Origin of the sequence: Marinomonas rhodophyticola (assembly GCF_026113935.1) — a bacterium.
Taxonomy (GTDB): domain Bacteria; phylum Pseudomonadota; class Gammaproteobacteria; order Pseudomonadales; family Marinomonadaceae; genus Marinomonas; species Marinomonas rhodophyticola.
Genome location: NZ_JAPEUL010000006.1, coordinates 357,840 through 382,583 on the forward strand (window position 1 = coordinate 357,840; position 24,744 = coordinate 382,583).

The 24,744-nt window shown below is 44.6% G+C and carries 24 protein-coding genes and 2 pseudogenes; 5 read left to right on the forward strand and 21 right to left on the reverse strand.

From position 1 onward, the window contains the following. Nucleotides 1-21 precede the first annotated feature (21 nt). Nucleotides 22-1,690 (forward strand): annotated as a pseudogene (betA, locus tag ONZ52_RS07665) (choline dehydrogenase). 98 nt (nt 1,691-1,788) lie between these two features. Here the strand turns inward: betA and ONZ52_RS07670 are convergent. The 3 genes from ONZ52_RS07670 to ONZ52_RS07680 form a co-directional block, all read right to left on the reverse strand. After that, nucleotides 1,789-4,005, reverse strand: coding sequence for a methyl-accepting chemotaxis protein (locus tag ONZ52_RS07670; RefSeq protein WP_265218066.1), 2,217 nt, complete (start codon nt 4,003-4,005; stop codon nt 1,789-1,791). 205 nt (nt 4,006-4,210) lie between these two features. Next, on the reverse strand, nt 4,211-6,145 hold the full coding sequence (locus tag ONZ52_RS07675; RefSeq protein ID WP_265218067.1) for a bifunctional 2',3'-cyclic-nucleotide 2'-phosphodiesterase/3'-nucleotidase: 1,935 nt from the start codon (nt 6,143-6,145) through the stop codon (nt 4,211-4,213). Nucleotides 6,146-6,448: 303 nt separating this feature from the next. Beyond that, nucleotides 6,449-7,126: a zinc metallopeptidase gene (locus tag ONZ52_RS07680; protein ID WP_265218068.1), complete on the reverse strand. Its 678-nt coding sequence runs from the start codon at nt 7,124-7,126 to the stop codon at nt 6,449-6,451. A 113-nt stretch (nt 7,127-7,239) separates the two neighbouring features. Here ONZ52_RS07680 and ONZ52_RS07685 point away from each other — a divergent pair, with 113 nt between their 5' ends. Continuing rightward, a complete protein-coding gene (locus ONZ52_RS07685) occupies nt 7,240-7,818 on the forward strand; it encodes a DNA-J related domain-containing protein (RefSeq protein WP_265218069.1) in 579 nt (192 codons plus the stop codon). 159 nt (nt 7,819-7,977) lie between these two features. Continuing rightward, nucleotides 7,978-9,162 (forward strand): murein transglycosylase A, encoded by a 1,185-nt coding sequence (gene mltA, locus ONZ52_RS07690; RefSeq protein WP_265218070.1) that lies wholly within the window; start codon nt 7,978-7,980, stop codon nt 9,160-9,162. Between the two features lie 82 nt (nt 9,163-9,244). Here the strand turns inward: mltA and ONZ52_RS07695 are convergent, their stop codons facing one another. From ONZ52_RS07695 to ONZ52_RS07750, 12 genes and pseudogenes are all read right to left on the reverse strand, one after another. Further along, nucleotides 9,245-9,505, reverse strand: a complete 261-nt coding sequence (locus ONZ52_RS07695; protein ID WP_265218071.1) for an energy transducer TonB — start codon at nt 9,503-9,505, stop codon at nt 9,245-9,247. An 8-nt stretch (nt 9,506-9,513) separates the two neighbouring features. Continuing rightward, on the reverse strand, nt 9,514-10,188 hold the full coding sequence (locus ONZ52_RS07700) for a hypothetical protein (RefSeq protein ID WP_265218072.1): 675 nt from the start codon (nt 10,186-10,188) through the stop codon (nt 9,514-9,516). Next, nucleotides 10,185-10,616, reverse strand: a complete 432-nt coding sequence (locus tag ONZ52_RS07705; RefSeq protein ID WP_265218073.1) for an ExbD/TolR family protein — start codon at nt 10,614-10,616, stop codon at nt 10,185-10,187. Before ONZ52_RS07705 ends, ONZ52_RS07700 begins: the two co-directional genes overlap by 4 nt. Next, nucleotides 10,613-11,035: an ExbD/TolR family protein gene (locus tag ONZ52_RS07710; RefSeq protein WP_265218074.1), complete on the reverse strand. Its 423-nt coding sequence runs from the start codon at nt 11,033-11,035 to the stop codon at nt 10,613-10,615. Before ONZ52_RS07710 ends, ONZ52_RS07705 begins: the two co-directional genes overlap by 4 nt. Then, nucleotides 11,025-11,168 carry a hypothetical protein gene (locus ONZ52_RS07715; RefSeq protein WP_265218195.1) on the reverse strand — a complete coding sequence of 48 codons (144 nt, stop codon included), beginning with the start codon at nt 11,166-11,168 and terminating at the stop codon, nt 11,025-11,027. Before ONZ52_RS07715 ends, ONZ52_RS07710 begins: the two co-directional genes overlap by 11 nt. Next, nucleotides 11,169-11,288 (reverse strand): annotated as a pseudogene (locus ONZ52_RS07720) (MotA/TolQ/ExbB proton channel family protein); the annotation flags it as partial. A gap of 616 nt (nt 11,289-11,904) precedes the next feature. Continuing rightward, nucleotides 11,905-12,858: a magnesium/cobalt transporter CorA gene (gene corA / locus ONZ52_RS07725; protein WP_265218075.1), complete on the reverse strand. Its 954-nt coding sequence runs from the start codon at nt 12,856-12,858 to the stop codon at nt 11,905-11,907. A 289-nt stretch (nt 12,859-13,147) separates the two neighbouring features. Then, nucleotides 13,148-13,891 (reverse strand): amino acid ABC transporter ATP-binding protein, encoded by a 744-nt coding sequence (locus ONZ52_RS07730; RefSeq protein ID WP_265218076.1) that lies wholly within the window; start codon nt 13,889-13,891, stop codon nt 13,148-13,150. 12 nt (nt 13,892-13,903) lie between these two features. After that, nucleotides 13,904-15,022: an amino acid ABC transporter permease gene (locus ONZ52_RS07735; protein ID WP_265218077.1), complete on the reverse strand. Its 1,119-nt coding sequence runs from the start codon at nt 15,020-15,022 to the stop codon at nt 13,904-13,906. Between the two features lies 1 nt (nt 15,023). Beyond that, on the reverse strand, nt 15,024-16,157 hold the full coding sequence (locus tag ONZ52_RS07740; RefSeq protein WP_265218078.1) for an amino acid ABC transporter permease: 1,134 nt from the start codon (nt 16,155-16,157) through the stop codon (nt 15,024-15,026). Between the two features lie 83 nt (nt 16,158-16,240). Next, a complete protein-coding gene (locus ONZ52_RS07745) occupies nt 16,241-17,260 on the reverse strand; it encodes an amino acid ABC transporter substrate-binding protein (protein ID WP_265218079.1) in 1,020 nt (339 codons plus the stop codon). Nucleotides 17,261-17,507: 247 nt separating this feature from the next. Continuing rightward, nucleotides 17,508-18,179, reverse strand: a complete 672-nt coding sequence (locus tag ONZ52_RS07750; protein ID WP_265218080.1) for a GntR family transcriptional regulator — start codon at nt 18,177-18,179, stop codon at nt 17,508-17,510. 185 nt (nt 18,180-18,364) lie between these two features. Between ONZ52_RS07750 and iadA the strand changes: the two genes are divergently transcribed. After that, complete coding sequence (gene iadA / locus ONZ52_RS07755) at nt 18,365-19,534, forward strand: beta-aspartyl-peptidase (protein ID WP_265218081.1); 1,170 nt, start codon at nt 18,365-18,367, stop codon at nt 19,532-19,534. Nucleotides 19,535-19,584: 50 nt separating this feature from the next. Here the strand turns inward: iadA and ONZ52_RS07760 are convergent, their stop codons facing one another. From ONZ52_RS07760 to ONZ52_RS07785, 6 genes are all read right to left on the reverse strand, one after another. After that, on the reverse strand, nt 19,585-20,229 hold the full coding sequence (locus ONZ52_RS07760) for a DUF305 domain-containing protein (protein ID WP_265218082.1): 645 nt from the start codon (nt 20,227-20,229) through the stop codon (nt 19,585-19,587). A 104-nt stretch (nt 20,230-20,333) separates the two neighbouring features. Next, complete coding sequence (locus ONZ52_RS07765) at nt 20,334-20,723, reverse strand: hypothetical protein (RefSeq protein WP_265218083.1); 390 nt, start codon at nt 20,721-20,723, stop codon at nt 20,334-20,336. Between the two features lie 113 nt (nt 20,724-20,836). Then, nucleotides 20,837-21,028: a hypothetical protein gene (locus tag ONZ52_RS07770; protein WP_265218084.1), complete on the reverse strand. Its 192-nt coding sequence runs from the start codon at nt 21,026-21,028 to the stop codon at nt 20,837-20,839. Nucleotides 21,029-21,179: 151 nt separating this feature from the next. Further along, on the reverse strand, nt 21,180-21,761 hold the full coding sequence (locus tag ONZ52_RS07775) for a LysE family translocator (protein ID WP_265218085.1): 582 nt from the start codon (nt 21,759-21,761) through the stop codon (nt 21,180-21,182). 72 nt (nt 21,762-21,833) lie between these two features. Then, on the reverse strand, nt 21,834-22,676 hold the full coding sequence (locus tag ONZ52_RS07780; RefSeq protein WP_265218086.1) for an AraC family transcriptional regulator: 843 nt from the start codon (nt 22,674-22,676) through the stop codon (nt 21,834-21,836). Nucleotides 22,677-22,769: 93 nt separating this feature from the next. Further along, nucleotides 22,770-23,738 (reverse strand): DMT family transporter, encoded by a 969-nt coding sequence (locus ONZ52_RS07785; RefSeq protein WP_265218087.1) that lies wholly within the window; start codon nt 23,736-23,738, stop codon nt 22,770-22,772. Nucleotides 23,739-23,859: 121 nt separating this feature from the next. Between ONZ52_RS07785 and ONZ52_RS07790 the strand changes: the two genes are divergently transcribed. After that, nucleotides 23,860-24,729, forward strand: a complete 870-nt coding sequence (locus ONZ52_RS07790) for a LysR family transcriptional regulator (RefSeq protein WP_265218088.1) — start codon at nt 23,860-23,862, stop codon at nt 24,727-24,729. Nucleotides 24,730-24,744: the final 15 nt, after the last annotated feature.

Consider the following 24,744-nt stretch of genomic DNA (forward strand, 5'->3'; position numbering starts at 1 on the left):
ACAGAAGAGACAGGAGTAGACATGGCAAACGAAACATACGATTACATTATCGTTGGTGCTGGCTCCGCAGGCTGTGTGCTGGCGGACCGACTGACAGAAAGCGGTGAGAACAAGGTTCTGTTGCTGGAAATGGGTGGCTCGGATAAGAGCATCTTTATCCAAATGCCAACGGCGTTATCTTACCCAATGAATACCGACAAGTACGCGTGGCAATTCCACACGGAAAAAGAACCGGGCTGGATGATCGTGAAATGCATTGTCCACGCGGTAAAGTACTGGGTGGTTCGTCTTCCATCAACGGCATGGTGTATGTTCGTGGTCATGCCTGCGACTTTGATGAATGGGAAGAAAAAGGCGCCAAAGGTTGGAATTACCAGTCTTGCCTCCCCTACTTCAAAAAAGCCGAAACATGGAAAGACGGCGCAACACTCTACCGTGGCGGCGAAGGCCCATTGTCGACCAATAACGGCAACGACATGACGTACAACCCGCTTTATAACGCCTTCATCAAAGCAGGCGAACAAGCAGGCTACGGTCAAACCGATGACTACAACGGTTTCCGCCAAGAAGGCTTTGGCCCCATGCACATGACGGTCAAAAATGGTGTACGTGCATCAACCTCTAATGCCTACTTGCGTCGAGCCATGTCACGTCCGAACCTCACCGTAAAAACAGGCGTGCTTAGCCATAAAGTTTTATTTGACGGCAAAGTCGCGACGGGTGTTGAGTTCAGTAAAAACGGACAAGTGCAACAAGTGAGCGCCAATAAGGAAGTGATCCTTTCGGCAGGTTCTGTGGGTTCACCACAACTATTGCAACTGTCTGGCGTGGAACTTCAAAAGAGGTGTTGGAAAAAGCAGGCGTGCCTGTACTGCATGAGCTGCCTGGCGTGGGCGAAAACTTGCAAGACCATTTGGAAGTCTACTTCCAATACTACTGCAAGCAACCTGTAAGCTTAAACAGCAAGTTGGATTTGATCAGCAAAGGCCTAATCGGCACGCGCTGGATCTTGTTCAAAACGGGCTTAGGTGCGACTAACCATTTTGAATCCTGTGGTTTCATCCGCTCTCGTGCTGGACTCAAGTGGCCAAATATTCAGTACCACTTCTTGCCAGCGGCCATGCGCTACGATGGCAAAGCCGCGGTTAAAGGTCACGGTTTCCAAGTACACGTTGGCCCAAACAAACCAGAAAGCCGTGGTAAATTATGGATTGAGTCGTCTGATCCAGCAGCCAAACCTCGTATCTTGTTCAACTACATCACCACTGAACAAGACAAACAGGATTGGCGCGATACCATTCGCTTAACCCGTGAAGTGCTGCAACAGTCTGCCTTGGACGAATACCGCGGTGAAGAAATTCAACCGGGTATGGATATCCAAAGCGACGAGCAGATCGACCAATGGGTAAAGAAAAACGTGGAAAGCGCTTACCACCCTTCTTGTACTTGTAAGATGGGCGACGACAACGACCCGATGGCCGTACTTAACGAGCAATGCCAAGTGCGTGGTTTGCAGAACCTACGTGTGGTGGATTCCTCCGTGTTCCCTACCATCACCAATGGTAACTTGAACGCTCCCACCATCATGGTGGCCGAAAAAGCCGCCGACATGATCCTTGGCAAAGCACCACTACCAAAACTCGACGCGCCAGTTTGGATTCACCCTGAATACGCAACCAAACAGCGGTAATCACCTAAGAGATTATGAGATAAAAAAAGCCAAGTTGACGTCTTTCTCAACTTGGCTTTTTATGAACTTTTTAGCGAACTAAAATCACCAGTATTTATTCAACCGAGCTTAAAGCGACTAATAATACGTTCAAGATTCGCCGATAGTTTTGCCATATCATCGCTCGATTTTGATATTTCAGCGATGGTCTTCTCATTCTGTGAGGAAGCTTTGGTGACAATTTCAACGTTCCCGCTTATCTCATTGGCAACCACGCCCTGCTCTTCCGAAGCACTGGCGATTTGTTCCATCATATTACTGACGTTATCGACATAATGGACCGCATCCTCAAGCGACTGTGCTGTATGACTGGCTGCACCCGATACTTTTTGTACGTAATCCACACAAGCATGCAGCATCTTTTGAGCGGCTAATGCCTCTGTTTGTAAGCGGCGAATGATGTCCGCAATTTGCTCAGTTTCTTTTTGAGTGTTTGATGCCAAACTCCTCACTTCATCGGCAACTACCGCGAAACCACGACCAGACTCACCGGCACGGGCAGCTTCAATCGCGGCATTCAAAGCAAGTAAATTGGTCTGATCAGAAATCCCCTGAATAGTCACCACGACTTTAGAGATGTCTTCCGTACGTTGATTTAGTGTATCTACGGTAACACGTGCTTTGTGCACTTCCTCCGTCACTTGCGTCATATCGTTAACAGCATTTAATAGCTCTTGCTGACTCTCGCTCACCCGCTGTTTGGCGTCTTCTGCTGCACTGGCTGCCTCTTGAATATTACGCGCAACATCTGTCACAGAAATGGCCATCTGCTGCATCGAGTTACCAATTTCTGTTGTGCTCGTGTGCTGAGACTGCACGTTAGCACTAGCCTGCTCAGAGATAGTAGCGAGTTCACGAGAAGAAGCAGATTGAGATACAGCGCTATTTTTTACTTGTTGAATCAACTCATTAAGATTATTCGACATGCTTCGCATCGCACCATACACGCTAGATGCTGATGCGGTATCACTAAAATGAAGTGATAGATCTCCAGCGGCAATTTTTTCTGCAATTCGCTGCATTTCTTTAGGCTCTGCTCCAAGAGGGGCCAATACCGCTCGCGCTACCCACAAAGCGATGAACACCACACAGATACCGATAACAATCGCCAATATTAGAAAAGCATAATTGAGCTTGTTTACACTGGCTAACGCTTCCGCTTCACTCATTTCTGCTGTCAAAATCCATTTCAAGTCCTTATATTCAAATGGTGCATAAGAAGACAGCACCGCGTCGCCCTTATAGTTTTTACTAAGTTGCGTATTTGAAATGCCTTGACTACCTTCAGTCAAAGCAAGGGTATCAACTCGGCCTCGATCTGGATAACGAAACGATGCCAGAACAGAGTGAGATTCTGGATCAAGGATAGAATCTGAACGCATCTTTCCATCCTCACCCATTAAATAGGTTTCACCCGTCATGCTCAGACCAATATTCTGTGACATGATCTGATTCAACGCATCAATTGGAAATTGTGCGATCACAATCCCTATCTGCTTTCCTTCTCGATAAACCGGTGTTGATAAAAAGCCTGCTGGTGCTTGGTAAGACGGCAAATACAAAGAAAAATCGGTAAACGTGACACCATCTGATGACAACGCCTTTTGATAAGCCATTGCTAGACCAGAACTTTTAAAAGGGCCAGTTTTTAAAGAGGTGCCAAAATCCACCTCTTTAAACACGGTGTAAATAACATCACCGTCTAACGACACCAAAAAAACATCATAGAAACCAAACTCTTGCTGCACTTTTTGCAAATAGGGGTGAATACTTTGATGGAAACCGTCGTAAGCTGGAATATCGTCCGATGTTAACGCTTTATCTTTTTCTCCTACAGAGTGAGGGTTATTCGCTATGTAGGCATATTGCAAAGCAATGGCGGCAGGCGACATCTGAGACGTTAGAGAGCTAGATTGAAAGCTCGCCGTCTCGTTTTCCGGCAGCCTTGAGGCGAATTCTGTTTGATAAAAACGATTTAACTCACCAAGTTTATTATCATCAACGGGAATGGCTTTTAGCCGATTATAAGTATTTTCCAAAATAGGCAACATACGCACGACAGAAGGGTTTTCCGCTAACAAAGAAAGCCCATTTGATAAGGTCTCAAGATACGCTACGACAGATTGTTTTTTGGTTTCTCTTAACGACATTAATTGATTATTGCCCATTTTGATTAAAGCGTCTGATGAGAAATAAACCGCCACTGCCGAAGAAATTAAAACAGGAAGAAAACCCACTAAAAGTAGAATTGCTAATATTTTCTTTTTAAACGTCATAAGTCAATTCCATTACGATTAGGTAACAATTCATACACTTTTGCGGTGTAGGTATAGCTATCGATACAGGTCAAACAATCCTGAACGTCATTTCACACCTTGGTCCAAAGTAACGTATTAATGTCAAACGCTTACTTCCATGTAAGCATTTAACGCTCTAGCTAAAGAAAAACCAAGTATGGATTTGTAGACTATTGCAACTGAACTATTTCAACTCAAAGATAGCAAAGCCATTTTCGTCTAAAGACTTATACATCATATTTTTAGCCGCAGCTTCTTTTGCTTTTGGCGCCGTAGTAAACAAAACGTTTGCTTTACCAAATCCCGTAAAGGACCAGTTCCCATCTGCTGCTGGGTTAATAACCGCCTGGCTTAGCAAGTAGTTCGCAACGACGTCACGGTTCTTATCGGGTGCGTCAATGACAATGGTGTCGCCATTCAAGTTCGGGAAGTGACCGCCACCGCCTGCGCGATAATTGTTGGTTGCCACTAAAAACTCATCTTTCGGACGAAGCGCTTCGCCATTAAACATAACATGAGTGATGCGGTGGGCATCTTGATTGATTACTTCCCCATCGCTGTTATAGCGTGCCGGTTGGGTGACATCTATCTTATAGGAAATGCCGTCAATCACATCAAAGTTATAAGTTGGGAAAGACGCATTCACCAACTGTTGTGGCTCGGTTGAATAGGGATCGATCTGATTAAATTGACCCGCCGCCGCTTCTAGCCACTCCACTACTTGCGCACCCGTCAGTTTCACCACTTTTAAATCGTTAGGGTAAATGTACAAGTCACTGACGTTTTTCAATGCGATGTCACCTTTTGGCACATCGGTGTAATACTCTGGGCCACCACGACCACCGGCTTTAAAAGGCGCTGCCGCAGACAAGATAGGCAAGCCTTCATAAGACGTACCACGAACAATATTCTCCACGTACCAAATCTGCGCATTATTGACGATTTGAATAGAAGGATCATCTTGCACCAGTGCAAAGAAGCTATTGATGTCAGCGGTAGATTCACCCACTTTACGACGCATATACTCCAAAGTACCTTCGTGTTCGGTTTTCACTGCGTCATTAATACTCGCGTCGGCTTCCACTAAAGCCACCGTGTCACGGCCTTCGCGACGTGCAATAGCACGCACTTCCGCTTTGCCATCGGCAACTTTCCAACCATTACCCGCAGGTTCAAGCGTTAAATCAATCACCCCAAGGTGAGAACCCCAAAAACCCGGCATAGTCGCAGGCTTGCCAAATACGGTGCCTTTGTCACCATCCACGCCTTCAAACTCAGCTAATGCCTTGTCGCCAGGGAAGATACGGTGGGAATGACCAAACAAAATAGCGTCGATGCCGTCTACTTTCGCCAAATGGTATGTGGCGTTTTCTTCGCCTTTTAAATAAGGGGAGTTCATCATGCCACTGTGTGGGATCGCGATGATCACATCCGCGCCCTTAGCCTTCATTTCTGGTACATATTTATTGGCGGTTTCGATGATGTCCTTGGCAATGACTTTATGGGTTAAGTTGTCTTTATCCCACGTCATAATTTGAGGTGGCACAAAGCCAATATAACCTATTTTGACCGATTGTTTATTGCCGTCAGAATCGACGAAGGTTTTGTCTTTGATAATGTAAGGCTGGAAGTAAGGCTGGTCATTAGACGCATCGTTGTCGCCATCGTCCACGTAGACATTCGAGTTAACGTAAGGGAAGTTCGCGCCACTCAAACTTTTCATTAAAAAGTCTAAACCGTAGTTAAATTCATGGTTACCAACGTTACCCACATCGTAATCCATGAGGTTCATGGCTTTAAAAGCTGGGTGAGTTTCACCGAAGCGCAACACGCGACCTTTTGCCACATAATCGCCCAGCGGCGTGCCCTGTAATAAGTCACCATTATCCACCAACACAGAGTTTGCAACCTCTGCACGGGCCGCCTTGATCAAGGTCGCCACACGGGACAAACCCACCGCGTCACTTTGCTTATCGCCGTAGTAATCGTAATCCACCAAATTCATGTGAATATCCGTAGTTTCCATGACCCGCAAGTCAATAGTAGAAGCCTGCGCCATCGCCGCAAAAAGCAAAGAAGAGGCGAAAAATGTCGCGCCCTTAGGAACAAAAAACGTCATGAAAATACTCCATTCATACAGTCATCTTGCGTATCAAAAAATACTAACCAAAAAGTCAGTTTTCATAGTAAGACGATTTTATGCGAAGTTCATGCCTTTTTTGTGACAGTTGTTTATCCACTTTGAGCGTGTAAAGGACCGGATATGTCGGATCACGGTCGTACCTCCCTCATCCGACCTACGCGCCATAGGCTTAAACTCAGTAAGAACCAAACGGCGTTTTGATGAGACAGGCGTACTTTTCTTGAGTTAGCAAGTGAGGAAAAACGCCGTTTGGTTCGATTCAAATAGAAACTCAAAGTGCTAACGCTTAAACCAGCGCCAAACGAAGAGGACTTTGATGAGTGCAGCGGCGACGTAGGTCATGGCGCAGGCCGTGAGGATCTTCTTCACTTTGGGTAGGTCTTCCTGTGGGATGTAGTTACCTTCGGCAAGGATGGGTAAGGCTTTGTTAAAGCTGGCGTCCCATTCTTCGGGCAGAATGGCGACTTGCACTAATACGGCCAACAGACCAGATAACCCAACCACCAACGCGTGCAGCGGCACAGCGTAAGGCAAATGCAGCAACAGCGTGATAGCTGGCCAGCCTAACAATAAACCTGCGGTGATGCGTCTCGCCATGTGCGCTAAAGGTAAATAACGCGTGCTAAGGTGGGAGATTTTTTGTTTCTTTTCGTGGGCAATGGCGTGACCGACTTCGTGAGCCGCTACCGCAACAGCGGTGAGCGAGCGACCATTTAATACACTAGGACTTAGACGAACAACATGTTGACCAAAATCGAAATGGTCATGGCCTTCTTGCGTTGCTTCCACTTTGACCTCATTAAGCTCAAAGCGTTTCACCAAGTGCGTTGCCAGTTCTCCGCCCGTTCCAGGCAGGTCGTTACGCTCGGTAGAATAGCGCTTCAAGGTGTATTTTACCCAAGCACTTGGTCCAACCAAGAGTAAAAGTGCGATGACAATTCCGATAATCCACAACATAAATAAGTCTTTTAACTACCCAAGTTAACAAAAAATATTCCGCTCAACTTTGACCCTTTTTGCTGTCATCACATACACTGTATGAAATAACACTAAACCAATAAGAGCTTAATATGAAAAATCCCTTAGTTGGTCCTATTCTCGCGATTTTAAAAACGCATCCTAGCGGCATCAGTGAATTTGATATTCTCAAGACACTGAAAGATCAGTTACCCGAATTTCGTCAGTTGGCCGACGATGCGAACTTGCAACTTTTTCGCCAACACTTTCTTATCATGAATGCCTTATATCAATTACAAAGTAGCCTCTGGCAAGAGGAAAGCTTAACCCTTAGCATCAATGCGATGCGCATTCAGTTACTCAGTGCCACGCACATCAATCTCTCGCAGAATACCACGTTAAGCGACAGCGCAGATGCAAAACTGGCGGCCTACTATCTAGATTGGAGTGAATACGAAAAAACCGATGCTGATGAGGTCTCTCGTCTTCTTAACAGTTTCTATAAGGGTATTAGTTTACCTGGCAACCGAGACTCGGCTCTTAAAACACTGCAAATCGACAGCACTAATCCAACCAAAGCGACCATTAAACAACACTACCGAAAGTTGGCCCAAAAGCACCACCCAGATCGAGGCGGCGACCAAGATGTTTTCATCGGTCTAAGACAGGCCTATGAGTACCTGATGTTCTAAAAGGTTCCCCAGTAGAACAAAACCCGTCTTTTAAGTGTAAAGCTCTCTTTCTGTGATTGCTTTCATTTCTATAAAAATTCAAGATGAACCTCGCTCATCATTTGTGGTCAAAACACGACCTTTTATTACTTCATTGATTCATTTTATAGAAACAGGCCTATGACTTTTTCCTCTTTTTTTCAGTCTCTTCAACCTTCTCGATTACTCTCTTTAAACCTTCGTCCTCTTTGTCTAGCGTCATTCACCTTACTGGCTAGCTGCAGTTTAACGGAGATTGACCACTCCAATGACTTTGAGAATAATGGTCGAGACGTCACCGCATTGAAACGTGACACCCTATATCTAAAAGAAAGCCTTCCACCAGGATTACCTTATCCAGACAAAAGCTTTCAAAGTGGCTTAGCACAGCAAATCAAGTATTTAAATCGCATAAAAGACAAAGATTATTTACTAGAAAACACCCAAACCAGTGTCGCCGACTTAAGACTCGTTGCCCAAGAAATAGACAACTGGCTGCGCAATCCAACCCAGCAACCGAAATTGATAGCTCACCAGTTAGCAGGACAAGATAAAAGAGGCAATGTACAGATCACCGGCTATTACGTTCCCATTTTGCCAGTGCGTCATCAACCAGATGACGTATACCGTTATCCACTTTATCGTAAGCCGACCCAACGAAATGCAGAAGGAAGATTTCCTTCCCGTGAAGAAATCGACTTTGAAAACGCCCTCGCTGGACAAGGTTTAGAGATCGCTTACACCGCAAGTTTGGTCGACAATTTTTTCCTACATGTACAAGGCTCTGGCGTTATTGAATATGAAAATGGCGAGCGTAAACTCTTATCTTGGGGTGGAGTGAACGGCCACGCTTATCGTAGTTTAGGAAAAGTGCTCATTGAAAAAGGTGAGATTGATAAGGCCGATATTTCAGCGCAAAGTATTCGCCAATGGCTAAGCGACCATCCTGAGCGCAATAGGGAGATTTTATCGACTAACCCAAGCTATTTGTTTTTTAGCGAAGGTCCACAAAACCCTGTTGGCGCCGCAAACGTGCCATTAACTCCGCTTTATTCTGCGGCGGTTGATCCAAATGTCATCCCGCTTGGGTCCATTTTATTGGCTCAAGTCCCTAAACTAGACCATTATGGTAACTTAATAGGGCATGATTTTCGTCTATTACTCGCACAAGACAAAGGCGGTGCTATTAAAGGACCGGGACATATTGATTGGTATCAGGGCATAGGCGAAGAAGCCCACTTCCATGCAGGCCAGCTAAAACACTTTGGCAAGGTTTGGTTGCTGCTACCGAAGAATCCGATACCCGAAAAGTTGATTGCTAAATAAACACATCCTTTCAATAACAAAACGCCGTACTGTCATCACCCAGTACGGCGTTTTCCATTTGGCTAGGTTTCACTAAAAACCATCACATAAGGTCACTTAACTTAAAGGAAACGGGAAGGTTTATCTTGAGTTCGGTTTCCGTCATGTCTTTAGGAAATTTCGGTAATGGTGTTGAACGTTTAATCATATCTAACACCGCATCATCTAAGCGTTTGTGTCCTGAGCTTTCTGTAATCATCACATCCGACACCGAGCCATCGGCATGGGCCACAAACGATAAGGAAACCACGCCCTCTTCATTGCGGCGACGAGAGGCTCTTGGGTAACGTTTATTTTGTGCCAATACCGATTTTAGCTGAGTAAAATAACTTGCCTTAGCGCCGGGTTACCACCACTACTCGCCGCATTACCACTACCTGTTGTGACCTTTCGGTTCGCCATAGAAGGTGGGGCAACTTGCGGAGAAGCGGCCTTCACCACAGATTGCTCTTGTTTGTTCGATTCAGGCTGCGGTTTTGGCTCAGGTTTTGGTTCTGGCTTAGGTTTTGGTTCTGGTTTCGGTTCTGGTTTCGGTTCTGGTTTCGGTTCTGGTTTAGGCTCAGGTTTTGGTTTTGGCTTAGGCTCAGGTTTTTTTACTTCAATAGGCGATTTTTGCTTGACCACTACAGGCTCTGGCTCCTGAATCACTTCTGGTTCTACCACAGGCTCTTCAATCACTTCAGGCTCAGGCTCAATCACCGGCTCTTCAATAACCTCCGGCTCTTCAACGACCTCAGGTTCGACTTCTGGCTGAACTTCTTCAATAGGCTCTTCCATAACGTCTTCGGTTTCTTTGACTTCTTCTTGCGCAGCCGTTGTTTGCGCTGCAGCACCGAGATCGCCTAGCATACCAAGATCAAACTCAATACCCTGAGAACCAATCGCTTGACTACCCTCTGTCGGGCTATAAAAAACCGCATAAAAAGCCCCTGCATGGAGTGATATTGCTAAACTACCTGCAATCACCCAGTGTCGCGTGGAAATCATTCTTTTCCTCGCTCTAATTGTGTTGCCAAACTCACCTTAGTCAATCCTGCTAACCGAACTTGATTAAACACTGGACGTAACTTCTCTAATGAAATACTGCCATCTGCTTTAATTTGTACCCAAAAAGCTTCTTTGTCCGGTGCTGAAGCAAATTGCTGCTCCAAATAAGCTTGCACATCATCAATAGAAAATAAGGCATCATCGACATACAAGCTGCCATCTGTGCCTAACACGATTTCAATACTGGGGTCAGTGACCGCTCGATTGTCATTGATAGAATGGGGCGGCATCACAGCGATAGGATCGGCTTTTTGAATTTGGCCAGCCACCATAAAGAACACCAACATCAAAAACACCACGTTGATCAACGGCACCATGTTGTCATCATTGGCGGCGTTTCTTGTGGCGTATTTTTCGCCTATTTTCATTTCGTCTCCGGCATAGCAAAAGCATTCGCAATGGATACGGTTTTTGCACCATTAAACTTCAGACGGTCAGCAAGATGCATCAAGGTCTGCAAGGTAACGCCCTCTTCCGCCTTGATGACAAAAATGCCACCATTATGGTCTGCCACAAGTGTCTGCAAGCGAGATTGATCGGAAAAACTAACGGCTTGCCCCTCCACCCAAACCTGATCATCGTTTTGCTTCAAGGTAAGAATAAGATTGTCTTTTTCTTCGACAGGCTTTTGTGTGTCAGGCGTCATAGACAAAGGAGTATCCACAATACGCCAAGGCACAAAGCTCGAGGTCAACATAAAAAACAGCAAAAGAATGAACACCACATCGATCAGTGGCGTTAAGCTAATGGCATTCTTACGTTTAGGTTGGGAAAGATTAAGCGGCATGCAGCATCTCTTTGGTAGCTTTTGCCACCAAATGCTTCGCTTCTTTGCTAGTGAAAACTTGAGTCACGGCATCGTTCATGTTGTGAGCAATGCGCTCAACCTTGCGCTCCAACCAGCTTTGTAATGTCACCACAGGAATCGCTACCGCCAAACCCACAGCAGTCGTTAACAGTGCCTGCCAAATACCGCCAGATAACACAGAAGGATCCACTTGATTCCCAGCCCCTTCCATTTGCTGGAAAGCGGTAATCATACCCAATACTGTACCGAGTAACCCTAACAATGGGATTCAAGGTAGCAATGATTTCCAATGGACGTAGATAGGAACGAAGCTGATTGAGTCGACTCATCGCTCGACGCTCCACTTCTTCACGAATCAAATCCGCGCTGGTGTTCGCTGCTAATAAGGCACGCATGGTATAACCAACAAGCGCATCAATCGGGCGTTTTTCATCTAACTTTTCAAGCGCACTTTCCGCGCCTTGGTTACGCCAAGCATCCAAAGCCACATTGGTTGTTTTGAGACTTTCAGCACGCAATGATGATAGCTGCCAAAGCTTCAAAAAAACGATGGTCAGAGCCACGATAGAAAACACCATCAGAATCCACACGACAGGCCCACCGACCTGCAAAAAATCGATTATTTTCTGCTGTATTGAATTTTCCACAAGACTCTCCGCTGAATAAAACATATTGGACAAATGGTAGTCATTCTCAACCACATTTTCAATATGTAATTACCAAATACAAAAAATAGATGCTGCTCAAGGCGTATTAACAGGGGAGAAAAGTCTGATCATTCAAGAAAGGCGCATAATCATGGACGTTCACCATGATTATGCGTGATAAATGCAGTGAAGGCCGTTGCGCTAGAGCCAACCACGATGCTTAAAATACCAATAAGGCGCAAAAGCTGAAAACACCATCAAGCCTAACGCGGCAGGATAACCAAAATCCCAGCCGAGCTCGGGCATAATATTAAAGTTCATCCCATAAATGCTAGCCACCAATGTTGGCGGCAAAAATACCACGGAAGCAATCGAGAAAATCTTGATGATTTTGTTCTGTTCGATGTTAATAAAACCTTGCGTCGAATCCATCAAGAAGTTGATTTTATCGAACAAAAACGTGGTATGGGACATCAAGGTTTCAACGTCACGCATCACCTCGCGCAGTGTTTCTGAATAGTCTTGGCGATTCGGTAAATGTCGTAGCAGAAAAGAAATATTACGTTGCGTATCCATCAAACAAAGACGAATTTTTCCATTGCTGTCTTCCAGCCGCGCTAGCTTCTCGATAATCGTATCCAATTCGGTTTCGTCATCTTCCAGCACCAAATGACTGACACCTTCCAACTGACGATGAGAGTCTTCTAGCGTATCAGCGTGGTTCTCTACTTTATTCTCAAGCAAGGTAACCAATAAATGCGCCGCTGAATCAACAATGATTTGGCCTCGGCGCGCACGCATACGCAACAACCTAAAGTCAGCCAATTCTGTTTCACGAATGGTAATCAGCCTATCTTGCTGCAAAATACAAGCGACGGTGGACGTCTTATGGCGACCTTCCGTTTGATTCAAAAATAGCGAGTGAACATGAATGCCCGCTTGATCAACAAAACAACGAGCAGACGCTTCAATCTCTTCAACATCATCAGACTCAGGAAGATCCGTTCTTAATAAGTCCTTCAGCTGTAATCGCTCATCGTCATCAGGTTCCGCCGCATCGATCCAATTGGCCTCCTTTTGCAACGTGGCAAAATTCTCATCTTCTTTGGAAATCTCTTGAATCAGTCCATTAGAGATTTTAAAAAATCTTAACATCTTCTTTCCTCGATATACTGGGCATTTTATTTCAGCCTAATCACGTAATCTGGCACAGCTTACAACCTATAGAATAGACACTAGAGATGTGTGTTTTATGACGTTGAAATAGGTTTGTGTGGTTGCAAGAGTGCTTATTGTATCTCACGTCTGAGAGAAACTGCAGGACAAAAAAGAGGCAATACAGACCAAGCCGCATTGCCTCAAAAAAAGACCGTTCCCTGGGAGGAGATGGTCTGTCTTCTTATCGAGTTGGATAAGAAACTTTAAAATGTCATAACAAAAGCCATCAGTGCGCTAATATTTGGTCCAGAAAAGCTTTGGCGCGTTCTGTTTTTGGTTTCACAAAAAACTCTTTTGGCGGCGATATTTCAATCACGCTGCCCGCTTCCATAAAGACAATACGATCCGCAAATTCTTTGGCAAAGCCCATCTCATGAGTCACACAAATCATTGTCATACCGTCTTTCGACAATGAGCGCATAATTTCCAGCACTTCAGAAATCATTTCAGGATCAAGTGCGGAGGTTGGTTCATCAAATAACATAATGTCTGGAGACATGGTTAGCGCTCTGGTGATGGCAACACGCTGCTGCTGACCACCTGACAATTGACCAGGATACTTTTGCTCTTGATCGCCAATTTTCACCTTACTAAGTAAATCACGCGCGATATCGTTCGCTTGTGCCACAGGCATCCCCAGCACATGACGTAAGCCAAAGGTGCAGTTATCTAGCACCGTCATATGGGGGAAAAGATTAAAGTGCTGAAACACCATCCCCGTATGACGACGAATTTTCTCGATGTCTTTAACATTGTCACTGATGGTGATATCGCAAATAGTAATATCGCCTTCGTCGTGTTGCTCTAAATTATTAAGGCAACGAATCAAGGTGGATTTCCCTGAACCAGAAGGTCCGCAAATCACGATGGTTTCGCCTTTGGCGACCGCTAAATCAATATCACGTAGCGCATGATATTTACCGTACCATTTGTTAACTTGATCCAGCTTTACTACTGTTTGTTCAGACATAATGTATTCCCATTAATGTTTTGTGCGTTTAATACGGCGCTCTAGATGCGCGCCATATTGGGCAATAGAGAAACAAGCGATAAAGAAAAACGCTGAAATAACAATCGGACCTTCTGCATGAAGCCCAAGCCATTCCGCGTTATGAAACGTCGCATTAATCGCACCCATCACTTCCAATAATCCTAAAATCATCACCAAGGTGGTTTCTTTAAATAAACCGATAAAGTTAGTGATTAACGCAGGGACTGAGTTACGTAGTGCTTGCGGCATCACCACATACGCCATCGTTTTCCAATAGCCACAGCCCATCGCATAAGAGGCTTCAATTTGGCCTTTTGGTACGGCTTGGATCGCTCCACGAATGATCTCTGCTTTGTACACAGCCGAAACGAAAATCAGCACAAACAAGACTCGGAACAATACGTCGATAGACACACCACTTGGCAAAAAAAGCTGCAACACTAAAGACGCCATAAATAAGAAAGTAATCACAGGCACCGAGCGAATCAGCTCGATATAGCCGGTACAAGCCCAACGCAAAATGGGTAACTGAGATTGTCGACCTAATGCCAAAAGAATAGAGACAGGCAACGACAAACACATAGCAATAATGCCCAAGAAAAAGGTCAGCGTTAAGCCGCCTAACGCACTGGTTGAAATATCTTCAAAGATGAACCCACCTTTAAGCAACAACCAAAGTACAACTGGCAAAACAAGGATATAAGCTACAATCCATTTTTGTGGAATTCGTTGACTAAACAACAAGGGAAAAGCAAAAAGCCCTACGGCAAACGCCGAATTCACTCGCCATTGCTCAGACTCAGGAAAAGGTCCGTAGATGTAATAATCCATGTATTGCCGGATCGGAATCCAACACGCAGCGCTCGGTGCACAATCTGCGCGGCTGGTTCCACTAAAGGTGGCGGAGAAAAACAGCCAATCTAAAGCTTTTGGCAACAGTAAACACAAGAGTGCAATAATGGACAAAGTCACCACACTGTCCAACCAAGTGTTGAAAAGATTACGTTTTATCCACACAACAACTCGGCTAAAGCTGAGAGGCGTCGCTTTTTTCGCTCTCGCCTCAACAGGCTTACCGATTATTTGTTCTATGTTTGTTTGATGATTCATCTTATCGTCCTTTCAACTGCATAGCTTTGTTGAAACGTCCCATAATGGCTGCCAATATCAGGTTCAAAAAACCATAACTCGCCATAACAATCACGATGCACTCGATGGCTTGACCGGTAATGTTTAAACTACTGCCACCCATGGTGCCCATAATGTCCATAAAGCCAACCACCGAACCCAATGCAGCGGCTTTTAGTACGTTGATATAAATAGACGTCATTGGTGGAATAATAGAATGCAAGGCTTGAGGGATTATCACTTTATTCATCACAATATTGGGCTTTACACCAAGCGCTAGACCGGCTTCCATTTGCCCCTTAGAAATCGCCAAGATACTTCCTCTAATGACTTCTGAACCATGTGCTGCAGAGTAAGTACTTACTGCGATAATGAGCATTATAAATTCTGGAGGAAGCGTCCAACCCTGTTGGAAGTTAAAACCAACCAGTCTTGGTGTATTAAAACTAATAACAGGCGAAAAAACTAAGCTTGCCGACACAGCCAAAATAATCGTCATCAGCAAAATAGAGAGACATTGGCGTCCTGTTGTCGTCATCCTTTTTTTAATAGCAAAAAACAGTATTCCCCATAGTGTGACAAACACTAATGATGCCAATATGCCATAATTCCACACCACACTAGGAATGGATAAACCACGATTTGAAAGAAACGATACATCACCAAAATTAAACGCCTGACGGACTCCAGGTAATGTCAAAGATAAGGTATACCAAACCGAGATATGCACCAAAATCGGCACATTGCGAACATATTCAACGATGCAAAGAGAGACCTTAGACAGTAAAAAATTCTGTGACAAACGCATAATAGCCAAACACAAAGCCAGCACCGTCGTTAACAAGATAGCTATGACAGCAAACGCAATCGTATTGACCATTCCAGCCGCCCACGCCATAAGGTGCGAAGAGGTTTTTGGATCATAATGAATTAAGCTGTAGCTAATATCGTAGCCTGCGCGCTGAAAAAGAAAATCAAAACCGCTTGTCAAACCAGCATCACGCATATTGGTCGCAGCATTGAATGCTAAATACATGGCGCCAAAACAAATGACTACAAAAAATACGAGCTGTATCAGAGTATCTCGCACTTTTCGGTTATATAAAAAAGAATGCATAAACCACTGCCATTAAGCTAACTAAAAAGTATTGATCATAATAAAAGCCAGTTTATTCATGAATAAACTGGCAGATATGGTCATTAACGGAACGGATAGGCGTATAACAGACCGCCCTTGGTATAAAGGTTATTTAAACCGCGATCGAACTTAAGCGAAGAATCCTTACCGAGGTTACGATCAAAGATTTCGCCGTAGTTACCCACCGCTTTAATGGCGTTGTAAGCCCATTTATCATCTAAGCCAAAGTTCTTGCCCAAACTGCCTTCTGTGCCAAGTAAGCGCATCACGTCAGGTTTGGTACTGTTTAGTTTTTCATCAACGTTATCTTGAGTGATCCCCTGCTCTTCTGCCTCAATCAAGGCCATTGCTGTCCAAGTAACGACTTGACGCCATTCGTCATTGCCTTGTTTTACATAAGCACCCAATGGCTCTTTGGAAATACGTTCAGGCAAAATCACGTTTGCCGATGGATCTGGCATACCTTGACGATCAGCCGCTAAAGCAGAGGCATCATTGGTCACAGCATCACAACGATTCGCTAGATAAGCGGCCGTAGATTCAGCACTTCCTTCTACGATGAGCGCTTTATAACTTAAACCTCGCGACTCAAAATAGTCGTTAATGTTTTTCTCGCTTGTCGTACCTGGGTAAGTACAAATAGTCGCACCGTCTAATTCTTCAATCGAATTCACACCCAGCTCTTTTTTCACCATCAAAGCTTGGCCGTCATAAAACCAAGGCGTGGTGACATCCACACCATTCAAACCATCACGCGTAGCAGTGAAGGTAGTAGAACGCGCCAACATATCAATTTCATCTGTCACTAACGCCGTTAGACGGTTACGAGAGTTCATGGTAATGAACTCAACTTTAGATGCATCGCCAAATACCGCTGCAGCAACGGCTTTGCAAAGCTCAACATCTAGTCCAGTCCAATTGCCTTTTGTATCAGGCGTTGAAAAACCCGCTTTACCAGGATGGATACCACACTTCATAACACCGCGTGCTTTTACTTCTTCTAGCTTGTCCGCTGCGTAGACAGAAGCACTAGTAGATAAAACTCCAGCACCAATGATCGCAGTCGCAATTAGTTTTTTCATTGTTGTAATTCCTATATTGAGTTCCGATGTGACAAACAAAGAATACTTTGGATACATATTAATAGTCAATAATGAAAAAATGGATACATAAAATTCAATTTGATTGCATGATTTAGAACACACGCCATCCAAATGAGAGAAAATCGGCACGTTTAAAAAACATCTATAGGAGAAAAACAGACATGGGGATCACCACCTTCTCAGGAAAAAACCTTAAGAAGGTGTGTTAATTAGGTAATACAGAAGGTTACAACTTGGTAGCTTGACGGCGTTTTAATTGCTGAGATTTCAATTGTTCAGCCAGTGCATAAGCGCTCATCATGATATGACTTTCCAACGCATAGCAAGCGCCTTCTATGTCCTGACGTTCGCAGCGATCAATCAATTCATCGTGCTCACGTAAGGAGCGAGGCGTATTACGGTGACTCAAAATAAAAGACTTCAAACGCGCATAATGGCGATGATGTAGGTCTTTGATCACGTTTTGCATCAAAGGACGATTGGCAGGTTTATATAAGACTTCATGGAACTGATAGTTTAATGGCGTCCATTCCTCAGGAGCACATTTTTTTAGGCTTTCATTGATTTCACGGGCTTTCGCAATGTCCTCTGGCCCCATCAACGGAATAGCTAATTCAAGTAACTTCACTTCAATTAACGCTCTAAGCTCACACTTTTCAAGAAAACTTTCTGGCGAAATGGTCGTGACCGTTGCTCTGCCTGTATCGCGAATTTCAACTAACTCTTCTCCAGCTAATATCTGCAAAGCTTCTCGCACTGGCGTGCGGCTAACTTGATAAGCACTGGCAATATCCACTTGCGAAAGCGCCATTCCTTCAGGATAAGTACCATCCAAGATTTTAGCTCGTATGTCTTCCGTAACCGACAGTACTGCTTTTTGTTTGTTATTTTCGCTCATGAAAGCCTATCTAATTGAGTTTAATGAGGTTTCTAAATAAAACCGCATAAAATATGAACAAGATTTTAGCATAGAGTCATCTTATCTGCGACAGTAGACGATAGAAATACAAGCAATAGGAACTTGATTAATGTATTCATTTAATATAAAAACAACAGCAAAATGTATCCATTATGGTTTTATATATGTTCACTCTCGTCAAAAATGCAAATGTGTACGCTCCAGAGGCACTTGGTATCAACGATATTTTGATCGCTGCTGGCAAAATTTTAAAGATAGACAGCAAGATCGATATCACAAATATCACTGATACTCAGGTTATTGATGCACAAGGACAAACACTCATCCCAGGTTTTGTCGATGGTCATGTGCACTTGATTGGTGGCGGTGGCGAAGGCGGCTATCACACTCGTACACCCGAAGTGTTGCTCAGTCATTTAACCAAAGCAGGCATTACCACGGTAGTTGGCTTATTAGGAACAGACAACGCAACACGCCATAATGAAAGTCTTTACGCTAAAACAAAAGCGCTCACCACAGAGGGCGTTAGTGCGTATATGTTTACTGGTGGTTATAAGGTTCCAACCGAGACCATTACTCAATCAATTCAACGAGATATTGTCTTTATCGACCGAGTCATTGGTTTAAAAACCGCCCTTTCCGACCATAGGTCTTCGCAACCAACCATAGAAGAGCTATCACGCATGGCTTCAGAAGCACGTGTTGCAGGTCTTATTTCTGGAAAATGCGGTCGAGTTGTCGTACATCTTGGCAATTCCCCAAAAGGTTTTGGACCGCTGTTTGAGGTAGTTGAACGCTCAGACATTCCAATTTCTCAGTTCATACCGACTCACGTCAATCGCACCGAGTTACTGGCAGATCAAGGTATGGAATGGTTAAAACTAGGTGGTTTTGTTGATTTGACCGCAGGCATAAACCCAGACAAAGGCGCAAAAGGCAGTGTCAAAGCGTCTCGCTTTTTAGCTCGCTGTAAAGAACAAAACATCGATACTAGTCGAGTTTGCATTAGCTCTGATGGTAATGGCTCTATTCCAGTATTTAATGAAAAACGCGAGCTTATTGGTTTAAAAGTGGCAGGTTTTAGCTCTTTACTCTACCAGCTAAAAGAAATGATTCAGGTCGAAAATATGTCGATCACTGAGGCGATTATTCCTTTCACTCAGGCTCCAGCCCAATGCCTAGGATTAGCGAACAACAAAGGCAAAATATCAGTAGGAAAAGACGCTGACTTTTTGGTCTTGGATCATAATCTCGATATTCAACACACTTTCGCTCAAGGTATTTGTCATATAAACAATGGCGTAGTCCAAATCAAAGGGACATTTGAAGAATAAACGCCTAGCTGATAAACCCTACCGATCATTGGATCGGTAGGGTTTTTAGCTTAATACTGTCGCATTACGTTAATTTCACGAGTTTGTTCGCTGATCACCATTTGCGCCATTTTGATGAGTGCTGGGTCACGACTAAACTGCAGCAGCACTTTTGCCATGGCTACCGCGGCCTCATGATGTGGAATCATGCCGTCTATAAAGTCACTATTCACATCGCCACTGGCGGATAATCCATGCATCTCCGCCATCATGGTCGCATTAATCGCAGCGTAGGCAGCTTTAATTTGCTCTGCTTCTGCCGATGGTCGCGCTTCTCCATAGCTGACCAACCAGTCTTGCATAAAGGCGATCTCACTCGATTGAGCCGCCACAACGTCTTCGGCCAAAGGCTTCAACTTGTCAGACATCTGCGCGGAGGCAAGCAACTGTTTCGCCATATCAATCGCCCCTTGGTGGTGTGGAATCATGCCCTTTACAAAGTCGTAGTCCGCATCTCCGGTCAACTCTGTGGCATGCATATCCATCATCATTTTTTGGTTGGATTGCACAAACAAAGGCACATCACGGCTTACAGAAGACGACATCGTGTCGTGCCCTTTATGAGGGGTTGTGTCATTCACCACATTGGTGCAGCCAGACAGAGCTATGCTGCTGGCTAACATCGCCGCAACACTGTATTTTTTAATACCTATCATAATTTCATCTCACATTATGGAGTGTTTAGTCATCCCTAGAATCTATACCAATAATGAACACATTCGTACGGATGGTGACAATATCGCGTTTGATAACGCGTGTTTTAACTCACAGTAAACATTGATAATCGAGGTGGCGGTGTGACAGGTTCTAAAAAATGATGGGGCCATTGCTGGCGCGACGCTAACAATGGCCAATAATGTGTCAATGCTGAAAACGGTTCAAAGAACGGTGATAAAACCGCCAAAGTACAGTGATCAACACAGTCAAGATAACTCATGTCCGAAGCATGATGGTGAGAAGCAAAAGACGCTAAATTCGACTCCTGCATTGAAGCATTTACCGAATGTGCTGCATGTACGTCCACCGATATCGGCAAGCTATGATGTGCCATGTCGTGATAAGGAGTCACTTGGATTAAAGCCGATAAAAGCAACCCTCCTCCCGCCAGCAGACACATCATAATCAAGACAATACGAGGTACTTTTAGCACACCATTAAACCTACAAATAAATATATTCGAATAGCATACTCTGCAAATGCCGACACAACAAACACATCGAAACAGAATCAATCCATTTCTGCACGAATCTATTTTGCCGTTCTCTATTTTTTTGGATAATCACTCATCTCTTTGATCAAGGTAAATAGATTACCTTTAGCAACTTCCGCCTCAAAACTGTCTTGCATGATGCCCATGTCTTTGCGCAGTTCATGGGACAAAGACGCAAGCTTCTTACGAGAGTGGTAACGTTGAAAACAAACCGAAATGTGCTGTAGCAATGCAATGATGATCATACCAACCTCCTAATGTCGTGAAACGTCTGAGCAAGCAATAATAAACGCCTTAGTACCAGCCCAACAGACGCAGACAGATCATTAAAAAAACACACAGAATCCAATACAACCCCTCTGTATTGTCACTTTCTCTTTGTTCTGTATGCTTTTACTAAGCGAAGATAAATCGATACGCCACATAGAGTAATAACAGCGCCATAATGCGATTCACCCACGCCATGATGATAGGATTCATTGCGGCTTTTTTAAGACGAGAGCCTGCGAGTAAATACACACTTGGCGCACCGCAGGCCATAGCGGCAAGCCCGAGTGACCAGAGAGCAATATGCCAACCCTCGATCTGTGCTCGTGGAAATTGCACGGTCACAATAGGCACAATGGCGACCAAGGCTTTAGGATTACAAAGTTGTAATATCAATCCGGTTTTAAAGCTCACTTCTGTATCTTTGGCTTTCAACGTACTTTGCTGAAAGCTCGCCCATAAGATTTTCAGCCCAAGGTAGGCGATATACAGGCCACCCAATACAGCAATAAAGGATTGATAGTCTTGGGGAATAATCTCGCCACCTAAATAGCCAATCAATAGAAACAAGATCAGCATGGCGGCCCCAACACCAACGCAATACAAGAACGCCCGCCAACCTTGCCCATTTATTCCGGCAAACAACGCCAGCATATTGGCAGGTCCTGGACTGTACATAACACCAAAGGCATAAATGAGTATTTCGAGCATGGGTATTCCTCAAATGGATATTGATAAAAAGACGTCAGTAACATTCGGTATGTAAAGTAGTGAGTAGTACGACTAACTACGCAGCAAAGTGCGCCTAAATTGATAAGGCGTGAGGCCAAACATGGGTTTGAATCGTCGGTTAAAGTAACTCAGATCGCTGAAGCCAAAGGTAAAAGCCACATCCGCTAACGGCATACCAAGCTCAAGCGCTTCTTTGGCACGGTTAATACGATAGTTTTGCCAATACTGATGGGGCGTCATACCGAAATAATCACGGAAACAACGCAACAAATGATACTTAGACATATGCGCCACTTGACTTAACTCGTCGAGAGACACTTCTTCCCCGACATGAGCATGTAAATAATCGCGCACTCGCTCAAAAACAGGGTCTTTCGCGCGGCGTTTGGACTTGTCTAGACTAACAGAGCGCTGAATTCCCTTTTGGCGCGCTAAATATTCAGCAAATTCAAACAACGCAGACGAGTACTCCAATGCCGAGGTTGACGTACTTTCCACTAAAGCGGCCAAACGCAGAATATGCGTTTTGAGCACAGCATCGTGTTGCACAGTATGTTCGATACGAAAGTCTTGTGCTCGTCGAACGCCAGCACTGGCAAGCATAGGGCTTAGTTGATCAGGATGAACATAGAGCATTTTGTAGTGCAGCGTATCGTCACCACCAGAATGACCGTCGTGAGCGTCTTCAGGATTAAACACAATCACATTGCCAGCATAGCTTTTGTGATGTTCACCTAAAGCGAAGAAATCCTGACGACCGGATAAGGTCACGCCGAAAGAAAACTCTTCATGGGCATGAGTACCATAAGAAAAATCGCTCATAGAGGCTTCCAGCAACATGACTTCATCAAGCACAGCGCTTTTCGCAAACTGAAAACGATTTTCTGCCGACATCACACCCTCTCTCAACTCGCCCAATCAATAACCATAGACTAACCAATAACAAACAGAAAAGATTGGACAATATTGCTCAATGAACTGTCTTGACTAACAATTTTGTTTAGCAACGAATCCTGCACTATGGCGTTCAGTAAGCGCCAGAACAACAACCGATGCCATTAAAATAATCACACCAAACATAGCCAAAGGCGTCAGTTTTTCTCCCAAAAATAGCACAGCAATAGCCGCCGCCGTCACGGGTTCGACGAGCACGATAACCGATGCCGTTGTAGCGCGGACAGAAGCAAGGCCTGTATTGAACAGTATGTAGGCAACAGCGGTCGGCACCAAACCAAGGTAACTGAGAAGAACAAGGCTATGATACAAATTTCCTGAAAGAGGCAGCAAGCCTTCAAGTAAGGCGAATGGCAATAGACAAACGGTTCCGACTATTATGCCAAAAAAGGTAACATTAAATTGATCAGTACGATCACGCCGACCCATCGCTCTAGTAATAAGAGTGACACTGACATAACAGACAGAAGATAGGGAAGCGAAAGCCAGCCCTAGCAATGAATTAGACCCAACATCTCCGCCACCCGTCAACAAAGCAAGACCAAAAATAGCAAAGGCGATGATCAGTGCACCCGACCAGCCGATTCGTTCACCCATTGTCAGATAAGAACCGATAGCCATCAAAATTGGTCCCAACCCTAACGTCACTATGGTAGCCACTGCTAAGCCGCTATATTGCACCGCTGCGAAATAGGCGGTCTGGTAAATCGCGAATCCCATACCAATGATAATAACTCGTGCCCAGCGCTCGCGGATAAAGTCTCGCATGGCGCTTCTTTTGTCTTTCGAACTCATGATGAGTGCCACAATAGCAAGAACCAACATACCGATGGCGAAGCGCCAAAACGAGACCGCAATCGGCCCAAGACCACTGCGATAGAGAACAGCAGCGACAGCCCCTCCCGTGCCCCACGCAATGGCAGCAAAGGACACATAGAGCAAGCCACGGCTAACCGATAAAGTGGAAGAAATCTCCTTTACACCAGCTGCTTCAGAAACCATGTTTAACCCTCAGTTTAAAATGAATACCTTCTGTTCTTGCAGCAAGCGTCGCTTAGTTATATATAAGAGTAAAACGCATAATTCACTAAACAATCATTCGAAAAACGAATAGGTAATACCAATGAATTACCCTGACTTACAAATAAGCTGGTTACGAACCTTTGTGGCAGTGGTCGATACTGGGTCTTTATCCGCCGCCGCGCCATTGGTGCATCGCTCTCAATCTGCCGTCAGCATGCACATCAAAAAGTTAGAAGACATTATTGGTACAGCTATTTTATCTAGAGGACCCCGTCATTTAGAGGTCACATCAAAAGGCATTGAATTACTTGCCTACTCACGACGAATCCTCGAATTACAGTCTGAGGCCTATGAGGCCCTGTTTGGCACGCAATTGACCGGCCTAATTCGCATCGGTGTTCCTGATGACTATGCCATGTACTTGGCCCCCGTTTTACGAAGCTTTGTTAGTCGCTATATGGGTGTAGAAATCGAATTAACCTGCGAACAATCAACCTCTCTTATTCCACGTATCAATAGCAACGAACTGGATATAGCGCTAATCTCTCGCGACAAACCAGAAAATGGGGAGTTGCTTTTTCAGGAGCCAATGGTTTGGGTGGGAGCGTCAAAATACGAAGTGTGGCGGCGCAATCCTCTACCTATCGCTGTCTATGAAGCGGGTAGTATGGCTCAAATTGAAACATTGTCGGCCTTAAATAAGTTCAACAAAGATTATCGCATTGTTTATAAAAGCTCGGGGCTAGCTGGTCAGCTTGCTGCGGTGGAAAGTGGATTAGCGGTGGCAGCACTGACTCGTTGCAGTGTTCCTGCCGAATTGCAAATTTTACAAAATTTACCCGCTGAATATGATTTACCTAAACTAGCGGCAATGGAAGTGGCTGTCTTTCGCAGTAAACGATCACAAAAATCGGCAGCCGTGGATGTGATTTACGAGCAAATAGTTCAAGCGTTAAAAGTCGACGCTTAATATCTATATCAATAT

Coding starts and splice junctions, on each gene's coding strand:
- ONZ52_RS07670 (WP_265218066.1), bottom strand. CDS start 4,005: ATGACGTTTAAAAAGAAAATATTAGCAATTCTACTTTTAGTGGGTTTT.
- ONZ52_RS07675 (WP_265218067.1), bottom strand. CDS start 6,145: ATGACGTTTTTTGTTCCTAAGGGCGCGACATTTTTCGCCTCTTCTTTG.
- ONZ52_RS07680 (WP_265218068.1), bottom strand. CDS start 7,126: ATGTTGTGGATTATCGGAATTGTCATCGCACTTTTACTCTTGGTTGGA.
- ONZ52_RS07685 (WP_265218069.1), top strand. CDS start 7,240: ATGAAAAATCCCTTAGTTGGTCCTATTCTCGCGATTTTAAAAACGCAT.
- mltA (WP_265218070.1), top strand. CDS start 7,978: ATGACTTTTTCCTCTTTTTTTCAGTCTCTTCAACCTTCTCGATTACTC.
- ONZ52_RS07700 (WP_265218072.1), bottom strand. CDS start 10,188: ATGATTTCCACGCGACACTGGGTGATTGCAGGTAGTTTAGCAATATCA.
- ONZ52_RS07705 (WP_265218073.1), bottom strand. CDS start 10,616: ATGAAAATAGGCGAAAAATACGCCACAAGAAACGCCGCCAATGATGAC.
- ONZ52_RS07710 (WP_265218074.1), bottom strand. CDS start 11,035: ATGCCGCTTAATCTTTCCCAACCTAAACGTAAGAATGCCATTAGCTTA.
- corA (WP_265218075.1), bottom strand. CDS start 12,858: ATGTTAAGATTTTTTAAAATCTCTAATGGACTGATTCAAGAGATTTCC.
- ONZ52_RS07730 (WP_265218076.1), bottom strand. CDS start 13,891: ATGTCTGAACAAACAGTAGTAAAGCTGGATCAAGTTAACAAATGGTAC.
- ONZ52_RS07735 (WP_265218077.1), bottom strand. CDS start 15,022: ATGAATCATCAAACAAACATAGAACAAATAATCGGTAAGCCTGTTGAG.
- ONZ52_RS07740 (WP_265218078.1), bottom strand. CDS start 16,157: ATGCATTCTTTTTTATATAACCGAAAAGTGCGAGATACTCTGATACAG.
- ONZ52_RS07745 (WP_265218079.1), bottom strand. CDS start 17,260: ATGAAAAAACTAATTGCGACTGCGATCATTGGTGCTGGAGTTTTATCT.
- ONZ52_RS07750 (WP_265218080.1), bottom strand. CDS start 18,179: ATGAGCGAAAATAACAAACAAAAAGCAGTACTGTCGGTTACGGAAGAC.
- iadA (WP_265218081.1), top strand. CDS start 18,365: ATGTTCACTCTCGTCAAAAATGCAAATGTGTACGCTCCAGAGGCACTT.
- ONZ52_RS07760 (WP_265218082.1), bottom strand. CDS start 20,229: ATGATAGGTATTAAAAAATACAGTGTTGCGGCGATGTTAGCCAGCAGC.
- ONZ52_RS07770 (WP_265218084.1), bottom strand. CDS start 21,028: ATGATCATCATTGCATTGCTACAGCACATTTCGGTTTGTTTTCAACGT.
- ONZ52_RS07775 (WP_265218085.1), bottom strand. CDS start 21,761: ATGCTCGAAATACTCATTTATGCCTTTGGTGTTATGTACAGTCCAGGA.
- ONZ52_RS07780 (WP_265218086.1), bottom strand. CDS start 22,676: ATGTCGGCAGAAAATCGTTTTCAGTTTGCGAAAAGCGCTGTGCTTGAT.
- ONZ52_RS07785 (WP_265218087.1), bottom strand. CDS start 23,738: ATGGTTTCTGAAGCAGCTGGTGTAAAGGAGATTTCTTCCACTTTATCG.
- ONZ52_RS07790 (WP_265218088.1), top strand. CDS start 23,860: ATGAATTACCCTGACTTACAAATAAGCTGGTTACGAACCTTTGTGGCA.